This window comes from Bradyrhizobium guangxiense, assembly GCF_004114915.1.
GTDB lineage: Bacteria > Pseudomonadota > Alphaproteobacteria > Rhizobiales > Xanthobacteraceae > Bradyrhizobium > Bradyrhizobium guangxiense.
In genome coordinates, this window is record NZ_CP022219.1 from 5,768,794 (window position 1) to 5,787,179 (window position 18,386).

Below are 18,386 nucleotides of genomic sequence, written 5' to 3' on the forward strand. Positions count from 1 at the left end.
GCGCGGCCGCGACGCCGCCCCGGGCTCGGTCGGGGCGGCGTCGTTCGTCCTCGAGCTCGACTATCTCGGCGCCTGCAGCACGATCCCATAGCGGCCGTAGATCCGGTCGATCGTGCCGTCGCTTCGCAGCCGCTCCACTGCTCCGTCGATGGCGTCGCGCAACGCATCATCCGGACGGATCATGCCGACGGCGACGTTCCAGTTGAGGTCAACGACGCTCTCGTCGCGATCCAGGATCTGGAGCTTCTTGTCCGGATGCGTCAGATTGAAATAGCTCGCTGCGGTGGGCGTGACTGCGGCAGCATCGATCTCGTGGTTCGACACGGCCTCCAGGCTGTCGGTCTCGAAGCCGAAGGTCGACGTCGGCACGCGCCGTTGGCCGATGATCATGGCTGCGATCGAACCAACCTGCACGCCCACCCTGGTCGCCTCGTTGAGGCTCCTGAACGAGGTGAGCGTGCTGGATGACGGCACCGCGAGCGCGACGCCTGTGCGATAGTACGGCTTCGAGATCCTCAGGCGGGTTTCGCCCTGCGCTTCGCGGTCGGCGATGACATCCAGAAGAATGTCGCAGCCGGCGCTACGCATCTGATACTGGGTGATGATCCAGTCGAGCCTGAGCGAGACGCCGAGCTCGCGCGCCAGGACCCGGCCGAACTCGACCTGAAAGCCGGGGGGATCGCCGGCCTTCTGCGCAAAGGGAAGCGAATTGGGATGCGCGCACAGCCCGATCACGCCGCTCGATCGGATCGCCTCCAGGGTTCGCGCCTGCGCCGGTCCTGACAGAATGATGGCGGCAGCGACGATGGCCGAAGCGAATGCCTTCATTCCGCGTTCTCTCTGAAATGGATCGGGCCTTGATGGATCAGCTCTTGATGGATCAGCTCTCGGCGGTTCAACCCTCGCGCGGTTTCAAGGCGCGGATATATTTGACGATCTGGTCGATCTGGGCGTCGGTGAAGGCGCCGTCGAATGCCGGCATCGCCCCTTGCTTGCCGTGCTTGATGCGGTTGCGGATGAAGTCATCGTCGCGCGGGGAGTTCATCAGTTGCGGCCCCTTGCCGGCTGCCCGGCCACCATCGGAGTGACAGAAGCCGCACGTCCCCGCGAACACCTGCTCGACGTCAAGCGTCCCGTCCCCGGGCGCCGGCGTGGCGGATTGTCCTTGAGCCATGACAGCGCACAGCAACGAGGCGGCCAGCCCCGCCGGAATCGTTTTCAAATGCAATCTCACTGCGTCCGCTCCATCCTGAATCACGTGCGGCCGCTTCGATCGGCCGGGGACGCGGGCTGGTGCCCGCTCCCCGGTCGAACGTTTGCGGCAGACTATTTCAGGCTGAAAACGATCAGCGCGCCGTCGTCACGCGGCATGCTCTTGTAGACGCCGCCGAAGTTCGGCGCATACTCGTCCGCCAGCATGCCGCCAAAGCCCGCTGTCACGGCGATATATTGCTTGCCGCCCGCGGAGTAGCTGACGATGCCGCCCTGGTGGCCAGTGCCGTTGTTGTGCTTCCACAACTCGGCCCCGGTTTCGGCATCGTAGGCGTGAAGGACGCCGCGGGAATCAGGCACGAACACGAGATTGCCGGCGGTCGACAGCACGCTCCCGAGCGGCGGCTCGGGGGAGCGAACCTCCCATTTCTTTGCCCCCGTGATGGGGTCGCGCGCGTCGAGGTGCCCATAGATCTCACCGCCCGGAGGCGGCGCCATCTTGAAATCGGCGCCGATGTTGAGCTGAGCTTGCGGCGCAGTGACCGGCGTCGTCTTCTGGATGTCGAGCGTCATGCACCATTCCTGGCCGATCTTGTAGTAGAGACCGGTCTTCGGGCTGTACGAGCCGGAGTTCCAGCTGATGCCGCCGCCGATGAACGGACACAGCGGCGGTTCGGTGACCTTCCCGACCGGGAAATCGCGACGCCCGATCAACGCGCCGGTCTTGGGATCGATATCCTTGACGAAGTTGATGTTCTCGACCAACCGCCAGACGTTCTTCACGCCGAGATTGCGGTCGTAGACGAAGACGAAGCCGCCCTTGTTCGGATGAACCACGTATTTCTGGCCGTCTCGCTCGAGCATCACGAACTCGCCGACGGCGCTGTCGAAGTCCCAGGCGTCGTGCGGCAGTTCCTGATGGTAGGATTTCAGCTTTCCGGTATCGATATCGAGAGCGATAACTGAACTCGTATAGAGATTGTCGCCGGGACGCGCGCCTTGCGTCTTGTAGTCGGCGCCCGACCAGTCGTAGAGCGGCGCCGGGTTTGCGGTGCCCCACAGGACCGTGTTGGTCTCGGAATCGTAGGTGCCCGGCATCCAGCCGCCACCGCCGCCGGTGCGCCAGGAATCGTTGCCCCAGGTCTTCATGGCCTCGTCGGTGCCCGCGACCGTCAGGAACTCCCACTTCTTCTTTCCGGTTGTGGCATCGACCGCGAAGATCGGGCCGCGGCCTGGCCATTCACCGCCTTGTGAGCCGATAATCACGCTGCCCTTCGCGTAAAGCGGCGCGCCGGTGAAGCCGACCGTGAGCTTCTGCGAATCGATCAGCCTGGTCTCCCAGAGGACTTTGCCGGTTTTCGCATCGAGCCCGAAGAGACGACCGTCCATCGTGCCGACGAAAACCTTGCCTTCGCCGAGAGCTACGCCGCGGTTGTAGGGCGAGTGGGTCTGCCGGCTGATGAGGGCCTCATCCAGCTCCGGAAGGAACGACCAGATGACCTCGCCCGTCGCGCCGTTCAGCGCGAAGACGCGGCTGTAGGACCCCGAATAGTACAGCACGCCGTCGGCCGCGAGCGGCATCGACTGCAGCCCGCGCGTCGATCGTCCGGGAATGTGCATCCAGGCGACGCTGAGATTGCCGACGTTGTTCGCGTTGATCTGCGCGAGCGGGCTGTAATGATGGGATTTGTATGAACCGTGATAGGTGAGCCAGTCGTTCTGGCCGGCGCTCTCGATCCGAGCCGTATCCACGGTTTGGGCCAGCGCCGCCGACGCCGCAAATGCCGCAACGGCGAGAACAGGTAAGCCCGAGTTGAGCCACTGCTTCCTCATATGCACTTCCTCCCGCTTGATGTTTATTGATTGCGTCTCTCGTGAACGCCGCTGCGAGGAATGTTTGCAGTTCAGTATGCGTCGATCGTCCTCCACCGGACATGAGCTGCAAACAAATGTCCCCTCTCTCGGCGCATGTCGCCAAGGGAGCCACGTTCACTAGCATGATTGCTGTCGCACGTCTGCTTGCACAGCGTACGACGGATCACGCAATGTGCAAAGACAGAATGCGCGCGGGGGAGCGCATTGCGCAGAGGGCGAATTGAAACGACAGCAGCGCTGACCGTTCGATCGCGATCGGAGCTATAGAGCTAGCCGTACAGCACGCGCGGCAAGATCGTGACGATGCCCGGCCACAGCGTCAGCAGCAGCACGAAGCCGATCATGATCACCAGGTACGGCATCGTGACGCGCGCGATGTAGCCGAGGCCATCTTCCGTCAAGCCCTGGATCACGAACAGGTTGAATCCGACCGGCGGGGGGATCTGCGCCATCTCGACCGCGAGCACCAGGAACACGCCGAACCAAACTTCGTCGAAGCCGGCGCCCTTCACGATGGGCAGCACGATCGGCAGCGTCATCACGATCATCGAGAAGCCGTCGAGGAAGCAGCCGAGGATCAAGTAGAAGATGACCAGCACCACGATCAGCATGAAGGGCGACAGGCCAAGGCCCTTGACGAACGCGGCGACGGCCTGGGGAATACCGAGGAAGGCCGCGGCATTGCCGAGAATCGATGCCCCTAACACGATCAGCGCGATCATCGAGCAGGTCACGACCGAGCCGATCAGCACGTCGCGCATCACCTGCTGCGACATCGCACCCTGCGCCCAGGCCACCAGCCCCGCGCCGAGCACGCCGACGGCCGCCGCTTCCGATGGTGTCGCGAGTCCACCGTACATCGAGCCGAGCACGCAGGCGATCAGGAACAGCGCCGGCGCAAGGTCCTTCAGCGCGGCGAAGCGCTCGCCCCACGGCACCTGCGAGAGCTTGGCTTCCGTCTCCGGCACCATCGTCGCGTTGAGGGTCGTATGCAGCATCACCCACGCCATGAAGGTGGCGGCCAGCAGGAATCCCGGCAGCACGCCGGCCGTGAACAGTTTCAGGATCGAGACGTCGCCGAGCACGCCGTAGATGATCATGATGTTGGACGGCGGGATCAGGAAGCCGAGCGTGCCGGCACCGGCGAGCGAGCCGATCGCGATGTCGCGCGAATAGCCGCGGCGCAACAGCTCGTTGAGCGACATGCGGCCGATCACCTGCGTGGTCGCCGCCGAGGAGCCGGAGATCGCCGCAAAGATGGTGCAGCCGATCACGTTCACATGGAGCAGGCGGCCGGGCAGCAGCCCGGCCCAGGGCGCAAGCCCCTGGAACAGCGATCGCGACAGGCGGGGGCGAAACAGCAGCTCGCCCATCAGGATGAACAGCGGCAGCGCCAAGAGCTCCTGCGTGGTCAGGATGTTCCAGGCGTATTGCGGCAGCAGCTTGTCGAGCGGGATCGAGCGGAACATCGCGAGCAGCAGCGTCGCCGTGAGAGCAAGTGTCAGGCCAATCCACACGCCGCACGCGAGCAGCGCAAACAGGATCGCGAAGAGGGCGACGACTTCGATGGTCATACGATCTTGAACCCGGGAGCGAGCAAGGCGGTCATTCGACGGGGGAGGCCTTCATGCGGTGATCCTCCAGCGGCAGCCCAAGCCCGGCCTGGATTGCGCGCGCCAGGAACTGGAGCGTGAGCAGCAGCATGCCGAAGGTGACGACGGCTTCCGGAAACCACAGCGGCGTGTCGCTGGAGGTCGAGACCTGGCCGCGCGTGTACGCGGCAAAGGCGAACTTCGCCATCGCTGACGTGAGAAAGGCCATGAAGGCGAAGCCAGCGGCCGCCGACAGGATCTCGAGCGCGCGCTGCATCGGCCTTGGTGCGTTCTTGAGCAGCAGCACGACACGGATGTGGCCGCCGACGCGCAGGGTCATGGCGGCGCCGAAGGTGAAGGACGCCGCCATCAGATAAGACGAATATTCCCAGGCGATCGAGATCGTCGGGGGAAAGAACGACAGGAAGTTCGACAGGAAGCGCGTTGCGACCTCGCACAGCATCAGCAGCGTCAGCATCAACAGGCAGCCCCCGCCGATCCAGCCGTCGAGACGGCCGAGACGGTCGATGCCGTCGAGCAGGATACGCAGCGGCACTGGGGCCGCTGCATTGAGGCTTTGCGGTGCTTCGGACGAAACGCTCGCCACGATCCCGCCCTCAGCCGCGCTTCATTTCGGCGAGATAGGCCCGCACCGGCTTGTCGGCCGCCGGCACGCGCTTGAGGAAGGCATCCAACTGCGGCGCGGTCTTGGCCCGGATGTCCGTCATCATCGCATCCGAAACCGGCACCACCTCCATGCCGCCCTCCTTGAGGCGGTTGAGGCTGTCGACGTCGGCCTTGAGCGAATTGGCCCAGAAGCCCGGCTCCATCTTCGCGGCGATATCCGCGACGAGCTTCTGCTGATCCGCAGAGAGCGCCTTCCAGGAATCGAGATTGACGGTCAGCATCTGCGACGACCAGACGTGGTTCGTCGGATAGACATATTTCAGGAATTCCCAGAACTTGCCGTCGACGCCAGACACCGAGGAGGTGGAGACGCCGGCCACCGCGCCGGAGGCAAGCGCGGGGATCGTTTCGCCCCAGGGGATCATCACCGCCGCCATGCCGATCGCATTCAGCATCTCGACCGCATTCTTGTCGGGCACGCGGATCTTGATGTTCTTCAGGCCCTCGACGTCGGCGACCTTCGCCTTGAGGTGCAGATATTGCGTCGGCCACGGCACGATGTAGAGGATCTTCTGGTTGTTGCGAGCCGCGATCTTCTCGTATTCGGGCCGCACATATTTGTGCAGCACCTTCAACTCCTCCACGGAGCCGCAGAGGAACGGAATGCTCTCGACGCCCATGAAGGGCTCGTCGCCGACCTGCTGGATGTTGAGGACATCTGCGAGCGGTACCAGGCCGTCGCGCACGGCACGCAGATGCTCGGGTCCCTTGAAGCCGAGCTGGCCACCGGCCTTCACGGTGATCGCGACCGAGCCGCCCGTCTGCTTCTTCACCTCTTCGGCGAAGGCCATCGCGTTCTGAGTGTGGAAATTGCCATCGGGCCAAACCGTCGACATGTCCCAGCTTGTCGTCGCCGCACGGGCGCGGGTCGAGATGTGGCCGGCGGCGAGCAGCGTCGCTGCGCCCGCGGTGAAGTTCCGTCGCGTGATCATTGCACCCCTCCGTTTACCAAACGTACCGACGCCTCAGCGCGCGTACCCATAAACTGCAACCGCATTGTCGGCAGACACGAGTCCGCTCTCGACGTCGTCCTTGACCGCCGCCCGATCGCGCGCCGCGGGATCGCCGATGCCGGCGCCGCCGGGCGTCAGCACCACCAGCCGGTCATCCGGCGGCACCTGCTGAAAGCCTTTGCCACGCAGCTTCTTGCCGGACTTGAGGCCGACATAGCCGGCCTCGCCGTTCTGGCCACCATCGCGGCCGCGCGGCGGATGATCGATGCGGTCGAACGCCGCGAGAATATCGAACGGCGCATCGACGCCGCTGCCGACCTCGATGATCTGGCCGAGGCCGCCGCGGGTGCGGCCTGCCCCGCCGGAATCCGGACGCAGCTCCTTGCGCCAGAAGATCAAAGGCGTTTGCGTCTCGGCAATCTCGACCGGGGTGCCGCGCACGCCGCTGGGATAGGCAGTCGCCGACAGCCCGTCCTTGCCGAAGCGCGCACCGGTGCCGCCATTGGAGGTCACTGCCATCGAGAACCCGTAATTGCCGCCGACCCCGGAGCGGGTCTGTCCGCGCACGTTGAGATTCCACAGGCAGGAGGTGCCTTCCGCAGGCACGCGCTCGGGAATGATCTGGCGCAGGCAGCCGAAGACGACGTCGGGCAGCATCTGGCCGATGACGTGACGCGAGGCGACCGGCGCCGGCTTCGGCGCATTGAGGATGGCGCCAGCGGGTGCCGACACCGTCAACGGCGAGAGCGAGCCGGCATTGTTCGGGATCTGCGAGGCGACGACGCAGCCGAGGCCGAACACGGTGTAGGCGGTGGTGTAGGACAGCGGCACGTTGATGCCGAACTTCGAGGCTGCGGACGTGCCGTCGAAATCGACGTGAATGCCCTGGTCCGAGATCGTCAGGGTCGCCGCCAGCGTGACCGGGGCATCATAGCCGTCGACCACCATGGTGTTGCGCCAACTTCCCTTCGGCAGCTTTGCGATCTCGGCCAGCACGGCTTCGCGCGAGCGATCGCAGATGTAATCGCCGAGCTCGTCGAGCGTATCGATGCCGAACTCGCTCATCATCTCGACCAGCCGCTCGCAGCCGACGTCGTTGCAGCCGGCGAGCGAATAGGTGTCACCTTCGGTGTCGATCGGCAGCCGCGTGTTGGTGCGGATCATCGCCATCAGCGTCTCGTTGACGACGCCCTGGTCGATCAGCTTCAGCATGGGGATGTAGAGCCCCTCCATGAACACGTCAGTGGCATCAGGGCCGAAGCCGATGCCGCCGATGTCCATGAGATGGCTGGTGCAGGAGAACAGCGCCACCGGCTTGCCGTCCTTGAAGCAGGGGGGGGTGACGACGAAGTCGTTGAGATGGCCGGTGCCCATCCAGGGATCGTTGGTGATATAGGCATCGCCCTCCTGCATCGTCGCGATCGGGAAGTGGTCGATGAAGTGCTTGACCGATTCCGCCATCGAGTTGACGTGGCCGGGCGTGCCGGTCACCGCCTGCGCCAGCATCCGCCCCCTAAGGTCGAACACGCCGGCCGAGAGGTCGCCGCATTCGCGCACGATCGGGCTGAACGCGGTGCGGAGCAGCACCTGCGCCTGCTCCTCGACCACGGCGATCAGCCGGTGCCACATGATCTGCAGGTCGATCAGGCTCGCGCCATTTGCCTTGCTCATGATCAGGCCGCCTTTCGTTCCATGACGATGCTGCCGGCACCGTCGATATGGGCGTCAAAACTGGTAGAGACGAAGGTGGAAGTCTCGTCCTCCGCAATCACAGCCGGACCTGCAATGGTCGCGCCCGGCGCCATGTCCTCGCGGCGATAGAGCGGGATCTCGATCACCTCGCCTGCCCGGCCGTCGAAGAATTTTCGGCTGCCGGACGCCTTGGCCGCGGGCTTGCGCGCCACGGATGCGACGGCGGGCGGGTTGCGCGCCTCGGTGGTCGCCAGCACCGACCAGCTCAACACCTCGATGGCCGCGCCCGGAATCGGCCGCTCGAACATCGCGGAATAGTCCGCCTCGAATTTCTGGCGCAGGCCCGCAAGATCGGCCACGGTCAGCCGCCGGTTCGGCAGCTCGACCGAGATCTCATGGCCCTGACCGACGTAGCGCATGAAGGCGGCGCGGCGCTCGCGCACCGGTGCGCCGGCGGCGCCAGGCTCGACCAACGCACGCGCTTCGGTTGCCATCTCCTGCAACAGATCGGAGACCGCCTCGGTGTCGAAATCATCGAGGCGGGCGTGACGGCTGCGCACCAGCTCATAGGCGATCGGCGCGGCAAGAAAGCCGACCGCCGAACCGACGCCGGCATTCGACGGCACGATCACGCGGGAGACGCCGATCTTCTCGGCGACGCGGGCCGCATGCAGCGGCGCAGCGCCACCGAAGGCGATCAGCGTGTGCTGGCCGACCACGGCACCGCGCTCGACCGCATGGACGCGCGCCGCGCTCGCCATGTTCTCACAGACGACTTCGTGCACCGCATAGGCCGCGGTTTCCGCGGACAGGCCGAGCGGCGCACCGACATCGCGCAGCAGCGCCTGTTTCGACAGCTCCGGATCGAGCTTGATCGTGCCGGCCGCGAACGCGTCGGGATCGATCATGCCTAGCGCAACGTCCGCATCCGTCACGGCCGGACGCTGGCCGCCGCGGCCGTAGCAGGCCGGTCCCGGCTCCGAGGACGCACTTTCCGGCCCCACGGTGACGCGCTTCATGGCATCGATATGCGCGATCGAGCCGCCGCCGGCGCCGATCTCGACCATCTCGATCACGGGAATGCGCACCGGCAGGCCCGAGCCTTTGAGGAAGCGCGCCGCGCGATCGACCTCGAATACGCGCGAGGTTTCGGGCTGGTACTTCTCGATCAGGCAGATCTTTGCGGTGGTGCCGCCCATGTCGAAGGACAGAACCTTGCTCTCGCCCAGCCGCGCCGCGATCTGCGCCGCGAAGATGGCACCGCCGGCGGGTCCGGATTCGACGAGACGCACCGGAAAACGCCGCGCCGTCTCGATCGAGGTGACGCCGCCGCCGGAGGTGACGAGGTAGATCGCGCCGCGGAACTGCTCGACCTGCAGGGCATCGGCCATGCGGGCGAGATAGCCGTCGATCAGGGGTTGCACATAGGCGTTCGCGACCGCAGTCGATGTGCGCTCATACTCGCGAATCTCGGGACAGACGGCGGAGGACACCGTCACGGAGATGCCAGGCATCTCCTCAGCCAGGATCGCGGCTGCACGTCGCTCGTGCTCGGGATTGGCGTAGGAGTGCAGGAAGGCGATCGCGACGCTCTCGACGCCTAGCTCGCGCAATTTGGGCGCGAGCGCGCGTAGCGAGGCCTCGTCGAGCGGGAGGCGAACGGCACCGTGGGCGTCAACGCGCTCGGGCACAGTGAAACGCAGGCTCCGCGGCGCCAGCGGCTTGGGCTTGTCGATGGTGAGATCGTACTGGTCGTAGCGGCTCTCGGTGCCGATATCGAGCACGTCGCGAAAGCCTTCGGTCGCGATCAGGGCGGTCTTGGCACCGCGGCGCTCGATAATGGCGTTGGTCGCGAGCGTGGTGCCGTGAATGAAGACGTCGATGTCGCTGATATGAGCGCGCGCATCCGCGAGAATGAGACGCATGCCGTCCAGCACCGCCTGCTCGGGCCGCTGCGGCGTCGTCAGCACCTTGCGCGTCTTGCGAGCTTGACCCACGTCCAGCACGATGTCGGTGAATGTGCCACCGATATCAACGGCAAGCCGCACTTCGGCTCCCTCAAGCATTCCAAATTCTCCGTGCTGATCGTCAAGACTGAGGTCGAAAACGCAGCAATTTCCATGCCATGGCCGACAAGGACAACGCCGCGCCCGGCTATTCTGCTTGGCACCTATGCAATAGGCAAGGCGTGTTCGCCGCCCTCGCGATCAGAGCAGGAATGCAAGCGCCGCTTCGCAGCGCTCCTCGACCTTCAGCGTCAGGAGATCGTCGGCGCGGGTGCGTCCGAGATTGATCGCAGCGATCGGGATGTTGCGCTGCGCCGCCTCCTTTACGAAGCGGAATCCGGAATAGACCATCAGAGACGAGCCGACGATCAACATGGCATCGGCCTGCGCCAGGTGATCCCGCGCGGCGGCAACGACGTCACGCGGGACGTTCTCGCCGAAGAACACGACGTCGGGCTTGAGGACGCCGCCGCAGGCTTCGCAAGCGGGCACCTTGAACGACGAGAAATCCGCGTGCTCCAGATCGGCGTCGCCGTCCGGCGCATCCGCGGCATCGAGCGTCAACCATTCCGCGTTAGCGCGGCCAAGTGCATCCTGGAATTCGCTGCGCTGGGTCTTCGCCCCGCAGCCCATGCAGCGGACGAGATCGAGCCGGCCGTGCAAATCGATCCCCTGCCGGTGGCCGGCGGACTGATGCAGCCGATCGACATTTTGGGTCAGCAGCATGCCGCAGCGCCCGCTCGCCTCGAGCCGGGCCAACGCGTGATGCGCATCGTTCGGCCGGGCCCGACCGAAGCGCCTCCAGCCGATCAGGCTCCGCGCCCAATAACGCTGGCGCGTGCGCTCCTCCGACATGAAGGCCTGGAAATTGACCGGCTGGGTTCGCTTCCAATTGCCGTGGCTGTCGCGGTAGTCGGGAATGCCCGAATTGGTGCTGCAGCCGGCGCCGGTCAGCACGAACAGCTTTTCGTGCCGGGCGATGAAGTCCTGAAGTGGAGGGTGAACCGGCCGAGCTGTTGTCATGGCGCAGATGTAGTCTGCGCAGGCGAGTTTTGCCAGATCACCTCGCTAGCTCGCCCAGTTCTCGCGAAACTCCGGAAACAGCGTCAGGCCTCCGCAGGCATAGAGGGTCTGTCCAGTGATGTAGCTCGCATCGTCAGAGGCCAGGAAGGCGAACACCGCGGCGATCTCTTCCGGCGTGCCGACGCGCCCCATGGGAATGTGGCTGGTGACGACGCCCCGCTTGTCCGGATCGCCGGTCCAGGCGGCGTTGATCGGCGTGTCGATCGCGCCGGGACCGACGGCATTGACGCGGATGCCCCGGCTGGCAAATTCCAGCGCCAGCGTGCGGGTCAGGTTGGCCATGCCGCCCTTGCTGATCGAATAGGCGAGATAGCCGGGCTTTGGAATGATCTGGTGCACGCTCGAACAGTTGATGATGCTGCCGCCTCCCCCGCGCGCCACGAAATGCGCGAGCGCCTTCTGCGCGCAGAGCACGGCACCGTTGAGATTAACGTCGATGATGCGTCGATAGGTTTCGACGTCGAGCGCCTCGCTCGGCGATTCCTTCTGGAAGCCGGCGTTGTTGACGAGGCAATCGAGACGTTTCCAGCGCGACAGGATCGCCTCGAACATCGCGGCAATGTCCTGCTCATCGCCGACATTGGCCCTGACGATGCAATGATCGGGCTCGTCGTGGCCGCGATCGCGCGAAGCCGCCCGGGCAAGCGCGAGCGTCTCCTCCGCCCGCTCCGCGTTCTCGAAATAATTGATGGCGACGGTCGCGCCTTCCTGGGCGAGCCGGACGGCGATGGCGCGTCCGATGCCTTGCGAGGCGCCGGTCACCAGCGCGTATTGGCCGACAAGGCGCGACGGAAAGGGGCGAGGACGTTCGGTTTGCGGCATGTGTTCTCTCCGGGATGCTCCATCATGGATGGAACAAGCGTTTTGTTCCATCCGTTGCGCGCATTCGTGGCTTCACTCCGCGCGCCGCGTCAGCGGCGAGGTCAGGATCTGATACAGGATGATGGCGCCGAAGGTCGCCGTGCCGATGCCGCCGATCGTGAATGCGCCGAACTTGAGCGTCAGGTCCCCCGCGCCCGCGGTCAACGCCACCGCGACGGTGATCAGGTTTGCAGGATTTGCAAAGTCGACCTTGTTCTCGACCCAGATCCGGCCCGCCATTGCCGCGATCAGGCCGAACAGCACGATCGAGAGGCCACCGATGACAGGGCCCGGGATCGACAGGATCAGCGCGCCGAATTTCGGCGAGAAGCCGAGCAGGATCGACACAATGGCGGCGAAAGCAAACAGCAATGTCGAATAGACCTTCGTCGCCGCCATCACGCCGATATTCTCGGCGTAGGTGGTGACGCCGGTGCCGCCGCCTGAGGCGGCAACGATGGTTGCTAAGCTGTCGGCGAACAGGGCGCGGCCGAGATAGGCATCGAGGCTTCGGCCCGTCATGGCGCCGACCGCCTTGATGTGACCGAGGTTCTCGGCGACGAGAATGATCGCGACCGGGGCAATGAGAAAGATTGCGTCGGCCTGGAACGTCGGCGCAGTGAAGTTCGGCAGGCCGATCCACGGCGCGGCCGCCAGTTGCGCGAAGTCGATCGGCTTGCCGAAACCGAGCCCGTTCGCGAACAGCAAATACAATACATACCCGCCGATCGCACCGAGGATGATCGGCAGCCGCCGCCACAGGCCGGGGGCGGCAACGGCGACGATGGCGATGATCAGAACGGTCGCGAGCCCGATTGCCGTGTCGAACGTGCCAGCGCTCACCGCCTTGACCGCCACCGGGGCGAGGTTGAGGCCGATCGCGGCGACCACGGCGCCGGTGACGGCCGGCGGCAGCAGCCTCTCGACCCAGCCGACCCCCGACCACATCACAATCAGCGCGATCACCCCATACAGCACGCCGGCGCCGATGATGCCGCCGAGCGCGACCGACATGTTGGGGTTCGTCCCCTGCCCGGCATAGCCGGTGGCCGCAATGACGACGGCGATGAATGCGAAGCTCGAACCGAGATAGCTCGGCACGCGACCGGCGACGATGACGAAGAAGATCAGCGTGCCGATACCGGAGAACAGGACTGCAACGTTGGGGTCGAACCCCATCAGCAGCGGGGCGATGATCGTCGAGCCGGACATCGCGACGCAATGCTGCAGACCGGAGACGACGGTCTGCCCCCATGACAGTCGCTCTTCTGGCATGATCACGCCGGAGGTCTTGAGCTTCCAACGCGGGAAATAGCCCTGTGCTTGCTCGTCCGAGCCCATTGCTGTCGACATGTTCCCCCCGATTGCGGTGCAGCGATCGATCTTCGTGCGAACAGACAAAAATGTGATTGTCGCTTCTGCGACGGTCATCACATGATGCGAGACATGCAAGATCAAATGCTTGCATCATCAATGCGTTCCCGGGGCCACTCTATGACACAAGTCGCGATCCAGCCAGCTATCCGCGCCCGGCATCAGCCCTGGTACAAGATCCTGTACGTCCAGGTCCTTATCGCGATCGCGCTCGGCGTTTTGATCGGCTATGCCTATCCCGATCTCGGCAAGGCTTTGAAGCCGCTCGGCGACGGCTTCATCGCGCTGATCAAGATGATGATCGCGCCGGTGATCTTCTGCACCGTCGTGCACGGCATCTCCTCGATGGGCGACCTCAAGCGCGTCGGCCGGGTCGGGCTGAAGTCGCTGATCTATTTCGAGACGGTCTCGACCGTCGCGCTCGCGGTGGGCCTGCTGGTCGGCGAGGTGCTCCAGCCCGGGCACGGCTTCAACATCGCCCCCGCCACGATCGATCCGAAATCGGTGGCAACCTATGTCACCAAGGCCAAGGAGGAAGGCATCGTCGCCCATCTGATGGCGATCATCCCCGACAGCTATGTGGGCGCGATCGCGCGCGGCGACCTGTTGCAGGTGCTGCTGATCTCGATCCTGTCCGGCTTCGCCATCGCCTTCCTCGGCAAGGCGGGCGAGCCCATTGCGGACGCGATCGACAAGGCCGCGAAGATGTTCTTCGGTATCATCCGCATCATCGTGCGCGTGGCGCCGATCGGCGCCTTCGGCGCGATGGCGTTCACCGTCGGCGCCTATGGCCTCGGCTCGCTGCTCAATCTCGCCGCCCTGATCGGCACGTTCTACCTGACCAGCATCCTGTTCGTGCTGATCGTGCTGGGGGCGATCGCGCGCCTCGCCGGCTTCTCGATCCTGCGCTTCATTGCCTACATCAAGGACGAGCTTTTGATCGTGCTCGGCACCTCGTCCTCCGAGACGGTGCTGCCGCAGATGATCCAGAAGATGGAACATCTCGGTGCCTCGCGTTCCGTGGTCGGGCTCGTCATTCCCACCGGCTACAGCTTTAATCTCGACGGCACCAATATCTACATGACGCTGGCGACGCTGTTCCTGGCGCAGGCGACCAACACGCATCTGACGATCTGGCAGGAGCTCGGCATTCTCGGCATCGCCATGATCACCTCGAAGGGCGCCTCGGGCGTGACCGGCGCCGGCTTCATCACGCTCGCCGCGACGCTCTCGATCGTGCCCGACATCCCGATCCAGTCGATTGCGATCCTGGTCGGCATCGACAAATTCATGAGCGAATGCCGCGCGCTGACCAATCTGATCGGCAACGGCGTTGCCTGCGTCGTCATCAGCATTTCCGAAGGCGAGCTCGATCGCGATGCGCTGCACGAGACCATGGCCCACCCGCTGGAGATCGGCGAGGCGCTGGAGCCGGGCGGAAACGCGGCCTCATAAGCCCGCGCAAGAGGAAAGGCACAGCGGTTCCAGCGCGGTAGTTTCCCGGAGTAGAAAATTGCTGCGGCACGCATCACAATAATCGGATTGGGATTACTGATTGATACTCGTTTTTTCCACCCGACGCGCTGGGGGCAGGGCGTCGGGTTTTTGAAAATCACAACCACATCCGGACCGCCAGGCGGGATCAGACGATCCCGCCATCGATGCGGATCACCTTGGCGGCAAGATCGAGCCGCCGCGTGATCCCGATCGCCTCCAGGAAAGCCTCGTCGTGACTGACAACCAGCAGCGCGCCGTCATAGGCCCGCAAGCCGGCCTCGATGGCTTCGATGGAGTCGATGTCCAGATGGTTGGTCGGCTCGTCCAGGATCAGCAGCGACGGCGGCGGTGCCCCGCCCAGCACGCAAGCGAGGCCCGCGCGAAACATCTGTCCGCCACTCAAGCTTCCCGCGATTTGCAAGGCCGCATCGGCGCGAAACATGAATCGGGCCAGCGCGGCATGGCACTCATTCGCACCCGCTTTCGGATTGAGACGCCGAAAATTGTCCATGATGGAGCGCGCCGGATCGAGCAGGCTGACCTTCTGATCGAACAGCGCGAAATCCGGCCTGATCCGCACGGTGCCCGCGAGCGGACGCAGCTCGCCCGCGATGAGCCTCAGCAGCGTCGTCTTGCCGGAGCCATTGGGCCCGACCAGCGCAACACGCTCCGGCCCGCCGATGGCAAATGAAAGATCGCGCAAGACAGGCTGCTCCGGTCGATAGCCCGCGCTGACGCCATCGAGCCAAAGCACCTCACGGCCCGCGGGCAGGCCGGTCGCGGGCAATTTGACCGAGAGCGGCTGAAGAACCTCGATGCGCCGGCGCGCCGTGTCGACGGCTTGAAGCGCTTCCGCGCGCTGCCGCTCGGCGATTTGGGCATTCTTGCCGCCGGTATCCTCGCTTCGGTCCTTGCGCGCGCCGGCCAGGATGTGCGGCATGTCGCCCTTGGCGCGCTTCTTTCTGCCGCCGCTGTCCTTGCGCGCTTTCTTCTCGGCAGCCTCCTGCGCCTTCCCGTCGATCTCGGACAGGCGCTTCTCGGCACGCGCGAGGTCGTGCTTCACGGCCGCGAGCTCGACGGCCTTCTGCGTGCGAAAGCTGCTCCAATTGCCGCCGTATCGCCTGGCTCCAAGCGACGACAGCTCGACGATCGCATCCATCGTGTCGAGCAGGCCCCGGTCGTGGCTGACGACAATCGCGCCACCACGCCAGGCCGCAACGAGATCGATCACGGCCTTGCGGCCGGCGCGGTCGAGATTGTTGGTGGGCTCGTCCAGCAGCAGGAAGTCGGGCTCGGCAAAGACCAGTGCAGCGAGGCGAACCCGCGTGATCTGGCCGCCGGACAACCGCTCCAGTTCGGTCTCGGGAGCGAGATCGAACCCGAGGCGTGCAAGGGCAGCCTGCAAGCGTGCTTCGAGGGTCCAATCGACCTCGGCGATTTCGTCGGCCGAGGCTTCCCCGCGCTCGGCCCGGCGCAGCAACGCGAGCTGACCTCGCGCGCCGAACAAATCGGCCACGGTCGCGCCCGCAACAAGCTGAACGTCTTGGCGCAGCAACCCGACGGTTCCGGTGACGACGACACCCCCGGCCCGGGGACCGTGCTCGCCGCAGATCGACGCAAGCAGCGTCGTTTTGCCGACGCCGTTGCGGCCGACGAGGCCGGTCCGCTCCGCGCCGAATGTCAGATCGAGGTTGGAGAAGAGAGAACGGCCGTCAGGCGTGGACAGCGACAGATTCGACAGGATGATTGAAGCAGGCATGGAATTCCCCGTGGGCAAGGCGGATGGGCTTTGCGGTCGGGGTGAAATCCATGGCTGCGAGCTTCCTGATTGAAGCCTCGCTCATAATCCCGCTGGGCGGCGGGATCAAGGCCGCATTCCGACTAGCGTCATCGGTGTGATCGGCGATGCTTCCCGAAGCCGTCGATGGACACTGCCCAGGGCACGCGGTAAGAGGCACCAGGGTCGGAGTGTCTCAGCCAAGGGAGGCAATTTCGTGAGCGGTAAGCCAAACAGCGCCCTCGCCCAGCTGCTTCAGCAGGCCTTCCTGGCGTTGCGAGCCAGGCAGTTCGACATCGCATGCCGGCTTGCCGGCGAAGCCCTGAAATCAAATCGCACCGATCGGAATGCTGTTCTGATTCTGGCCCATGCGCTGCTCGGCCTGGAGCGCGCGGAGGAGGCGATCGCGCCGCTCGAGAAAGCCGCACGGCAAGGCAACGATCCGGAAATCGAGACGCTGCTCGGTCACGCACTATGCCGCGCGCGGCGCGCAACGGACGGGATCGCGCAATTGCGGCGCACCGCAGCACGCCACCCGGCCTATCTGCCTGCTTGCCAGGAGTTGGCCGGCCAGCTGGCGAATGCCGGGGACATTGGCGAGGCCATCGGGATCATCGAGAATGCCGTCACGCGCGCCCCCGCCAACATCGACCTGCAACTCGACCTCGGACGCCTGCATGTCCGCAACAATGATCGCACCAGCGCGCGTGCCGTCCTGGCCGCCGCTCGCGCCGCCGCGCCAGGACGAACCGACATCCTGACCGAGCTCGCCGGAGTCGAATTTCTCGACGGCGCCTATAAGGATGCCGCCGAGACCTACCGTCACGCGCTTGGACTGCGTCCGGACGACGCGCCATCCCGCGCCAATCTCGCGATGTGCCTGCTCGAAATGGGCGAGCGCAACCGTGGCGAGGCAGCGCTGCGCGCAGTGCTTCGCGGACGACCACACATGCTCAGCCGCGCCGCCTTCGCGTTGGCCGCCTCGTCGCACGGTCGCTTCTTCTTCCGCCCGAGCGCGGCGGCGAAGTTTCTGGAACGCGAGCAAGAACCAGCGGCTACGCCCTGAATTTCCGCCGGTACAGGCCCGGCTCGCGCTTCATCGTGGCGCGAAGCGCATGGACCTGCTGCGTTTCTTCCGGGGTGAAGGCTGAAACCTGCACCGTCCAATCCTCGCGCTTGACCGGAATGCACTGCGCGATCGGCGTGCCCTTCGGCAACACGCCGCGAAAGCCCGTGTTGTGCCAATGCGCCGGAAAATGGATCCAGTTGTCGCGATAGCGATCGCAATCGACGAGGCCGCTCAGCGTGGTGAACGGAAGATCGAAGCGGTTGACCGGATGGGTGAAGAACAGCGCGTAGCCGTCCGGCGCCTCTATGGTCCAGAGATTGTGAAACTTGATGACGAAGCGATCGGCCTCGAACAATGGCGAGCCGGTGAGCTGGCTCTGATCGTGGAAGCTGACGGGCGAGCGCGGAAAATCGATCGCCCCGCCCGCCGGGATGTCATTGTCCCAGCTGATCTCGCCATCCTCGACGCGGAGATCACAGATCAGCGGGATCAGGAAGCCGCATGTCATCGCATCGATGAAGGGCGGGCAGCGCTTGACCGTGTCGTCATCCTGCTGATTGAGGGCGCTGAAGGCCGAGTTCGGCATCGCCTTGAGCCAGTCGGGCATGCCGAGATTGGCAGGGATCGGCTGCGGCAGCAGTCCTTCGAGCTCTGCGGGGCAGCGAAATCTGATCGCGTGCTTGTTGTCGTTGACCTGCGAGGACATCG

Annotated in this window: 15 protein-coding genes; 2 read left to right on the forward strand and 13 right to left on the reverse strand. The window is 64.8% G+C overall.

Annotated features, from left to right (window positions below; all coding sequences use genetic code 11):
- Positions 1-60: 60 nt before the first annotated feature.
- The 11 genes from X268_RS27700 to X268_RS27750 form a co-directional block, all read right to left on the reverse strand.
- Positions 61-828: a substrate-binding periplasmic protein gene (locus X268_RS27700; RefSeq protein WP_128927866.1), complete on the reverse strand. Its 768-nt coding sequence runs from the start codon at positions 826-828 to the stop codon at positions 61-63.
- A 67-nt stretch (positions 829-895) separates the two neighbouring features.
- A complete protein-coding gene (locus X268_RS27705) occupies positions 896-1,222 on the reverse strand; it encodes a c-type cytochrome (protein ID WP_245477686.1) in 327 nt (108 codons plus the stop codon).
- Between the two features lie 104 nt (positions 1,223-1,326).
- Positions 1,327-3,045 carry a pyrroloquinoline quinone-dependent dehydrogenase gene (locus X268_RS27710; protein ID WP_128927867.1) on the reverse strand — a complete coding sequence of 573 codons (1,719 nt, stop codon included), beginning with the start codon at positions 3,043-3,045 and terminating at the stop codon, positions 1,327-1,329.
- Between the two features lie 311 nt (positions 3,046-3,356).
- Positions 3,357-4,661, reverse strand: coding sequence for a TRAP transporter large permease (locus X268_RS27715; RefSeq protein WP_128927868.1), 1,305 nt, complete (start codon positions 4,659-4,661; stop codon positions 3,357-3,359).
- Between the two features lie 31 nt (positions 4,662-4,692).
- On the reverse strand, positions 4,693-5,286 hold the full coding sequence (locus X268_RS27720; protein ID WP_128927869.1) for a TRAP transporter small permease subunit: 594 nt from the start codon (positions 5,284-5,286) through the stop codon (positions 4,693-4,695).
- A gap of 10 nt (positions 5,287-5,296) precedes the next feature.
- Positions 5,297-6,298 carry a TRAP transporter substrate-binding protein gene (locus X268_RS27725; protein WP_128927870.1) on the reverse strand — a complete coding sequence of 334 codons (1,002 nt, stop codon included), beginning with the start codon at positions 6,296-6,298 and terminating at the stop codon, positions 5,297-5,299.
- A 33-nt stretch (positions 6,299-6,331) separates the two neighbouring features.
- Entirely contained in the window at positions 6,332-7,990 is a 1,659-nt protein-coding gene (locus X268_RS27730; protein ID WP_128927871.1) for a hydantoinase B/oxoprolinase family protein, read from the reverse strand.
- Between the two features lie 2 nt (positions 7,991-7,992).
- Complete coding sequence (locus X268_RS27735) at positions 7,993-10,077, reverse strand: hydantoinase/oxoprolinase family protein (protein WP_128927872.1); 2,085 nt, start codon at positions 10,075-10,077, stop codon at positions 7,993-7,995.
- 141 nt (positions 10,078-10,218) lie between these two features.
- A complete protein-coding gene (locus X268_RS27740) occupies positions 10,219-11,040 on the reverse strand; it encodes an NAD-dependent protein deacetylase (RefSeq protein ID WP_128927873.1) in 822 nt (273 codons plus the stop codon).
- A gap of 45 nt (positions 11,041-11,085) precedes the next feature.
- Positions 11,086-11,922, reverse strand: a complete 837-nt coding sequence (locus X268_RS27745) for an SDR family oxidoreductase (protein ID WP_128927874.1) — start codon at positions 11,920-11,922, stop codon at positions 11,086-11,088.
- Positions 11,923-11,994: 72 nt separating this feature from the next.
- A complete protein-coding gene (locus X268_RS27750; protein WP_128927875.1) occupies positions 11,995-13,314 on the reverse strand; it encodes a solute carrier family 23 protein in 1,320 nt (439 codons plus the stop codon).
- 141 nt (positions 13,315-13,455) lie between these two features.
- On the opposite strand from X268_RS27750, the gene X268_RS27755 reads away from it, so the two are divergent.
- On the forward strand, positions 13,456-14,790 hold the full coding sequence (locus X268_RS27755; protein WP_128927876.1) for a dicarboxylate/amino acid:cation symporter: 1,335 nt from the start codon (positions 13,456-13,458) through the stop codon (positions 14,788-14,790).
- 187 nt (positions 14,791-14,977) lie between these two features.
- Here the strand turns inward: X268_RS27755 and X268_RS27760 are convergent, their stop codons facing one another.
- The gene (locus X268_RS27760; RefSeq protein ID WP_128927877.1) at positions 14,978-16,591 is read right to left on the reverse strand and encodes an ABC-F family ATP-binding cassette domain-containing protein; all 1,614 of its coding nucleotides are present in this window, start codon (positions 16,589-16,591) and stop codon (positions 14,978-14,980) included.
- A gap of 235 nt (positions 16,592-16,826) precedes the next feature.
- Here X268_RS27760 and X268_RS27765 point away from each other — a divergent pair, with 235 nt between their 5' ends.
- Positions 16,827-17,675 (forward strand): tetratricopeptide repeat protein, encoded by an 849-nt coding sequence (locus X268_RS27765; RefSeq protein ID WP_128929411.1) that lies wholly within the window; start codon positions 16,827-16,829, stop codon positions 17,673-17,675.
- Here X268_RS27765 and X268_RS27770 read toward each other — a convergent pair.
- The gene (locus X268_RS27770; RefSeq protein WP_128927878.1) at positions 17,665-18,384 is read right to left on the reverse strand and encodes a hypothetical protein; all 720 of its coding nucleotides are present in this window, start codon (positions 18,382-18,384) and stop codon (positions 17,665-17,667) included. The genes X268_RS27765 and X268_RS27770 overlap by 11 nt on opposite strands.
- Between the last annotated feature and the right edge of the window lie 2 nt (positions 18,385-18,386).

What these genes read in the sequence shown, in the direction of transcription:
- X268_RS27700 (WP_128927866.1), bottom strand. Translation starts at nt 828, where the DNA reads ATGAAGGCATTCGCTTCGGCCATCGTCGCTGCCGCCATCATTCTGTCA.
- X268_RS27710 (WP_128927867.1), bottom strand. Translation starts at nt 3,045, where the DNA reads ATGAGGAAGCAGTGGCTCAACTCGGGCTTACCTGTTCTCGCCGTTGCG.
- X268_RS27715 (WP_128927868.1), bottom strand. Translation starts at nt 4,661, where the DNA reads ATGACCATCGAAGTCGTCGCCCTCTTCGCGATCCTGTTTGCGCTGCTC.
- X268_RS27725 (WP_128927870.1), bottom strand. Translation starts at nt 6,298, where the DNA reads ATGATCACGCGACGGAACTTCACCGCGGGCGCAGCGACGCTGCTCGCC.
- X268_RS27730 (WP_128927871.1), bottom strand. Translation starts at nt 7,990, where the DNA reads ATGAGCAAGGCAAATGGCGCGAGCCTGATCGACCTGCAGATCATGTGG.
- X268_RS27735 (WP_128927872.1), bottom strand. Translation starts at nt 10,077, where the DNA reads ATGCTTGAGGGAGCCGAAGTGCGGCTTGCCGTTGATATCGGTGGCACA.
- X268_RS27740 (WP_128927873.1), bottom strand. Translation starts at nt 11,040, where the DNA reads ATGACAACAGCTCGGCCGGTTCACCCTCCACTTCAGGACTTCATCGCC.
- X268_RS27745 (WP_128927874.1), bottom strand. Translation starts at nt 11,922, where the DNA reads ATGCCGCAAACCGAACGTCCTCGCCCCTTTCCGTCGCGCCTTGTCGGC.
- X268_RS27750 (WP_128927875.1), bottom strand. Translation starts at nt 13,314, where the DNA reads ATGTCGACAGCAATGGGCTCGGACGAGCAAGCACAGGGCTATTTCCCG.
- X268_RS27755 (WP_128927876.1), top strand. Translation starts at nt 13,456, where the DNA reads ATGACACAAGTCGCGATCCAGCCAGCTATCCGCGCCCGGCATCAGCCC.
- X268_RS27760 (WP_128927877.1), bottom strand. Translation starts at nt 16,591, where the DNA reads ATGCCTGCTTCAATCATCCTGTCGAATCTGTCGCTGTCCACGCCTGAC.
- X268_RS27770 (WP_128927878.1), bottom strand. Translation starts at nt 18,384, where the DNA reads ATGTCCTCGCAGGTCAACGACAACAAGCACGCGATCAGATTTCGCTGC.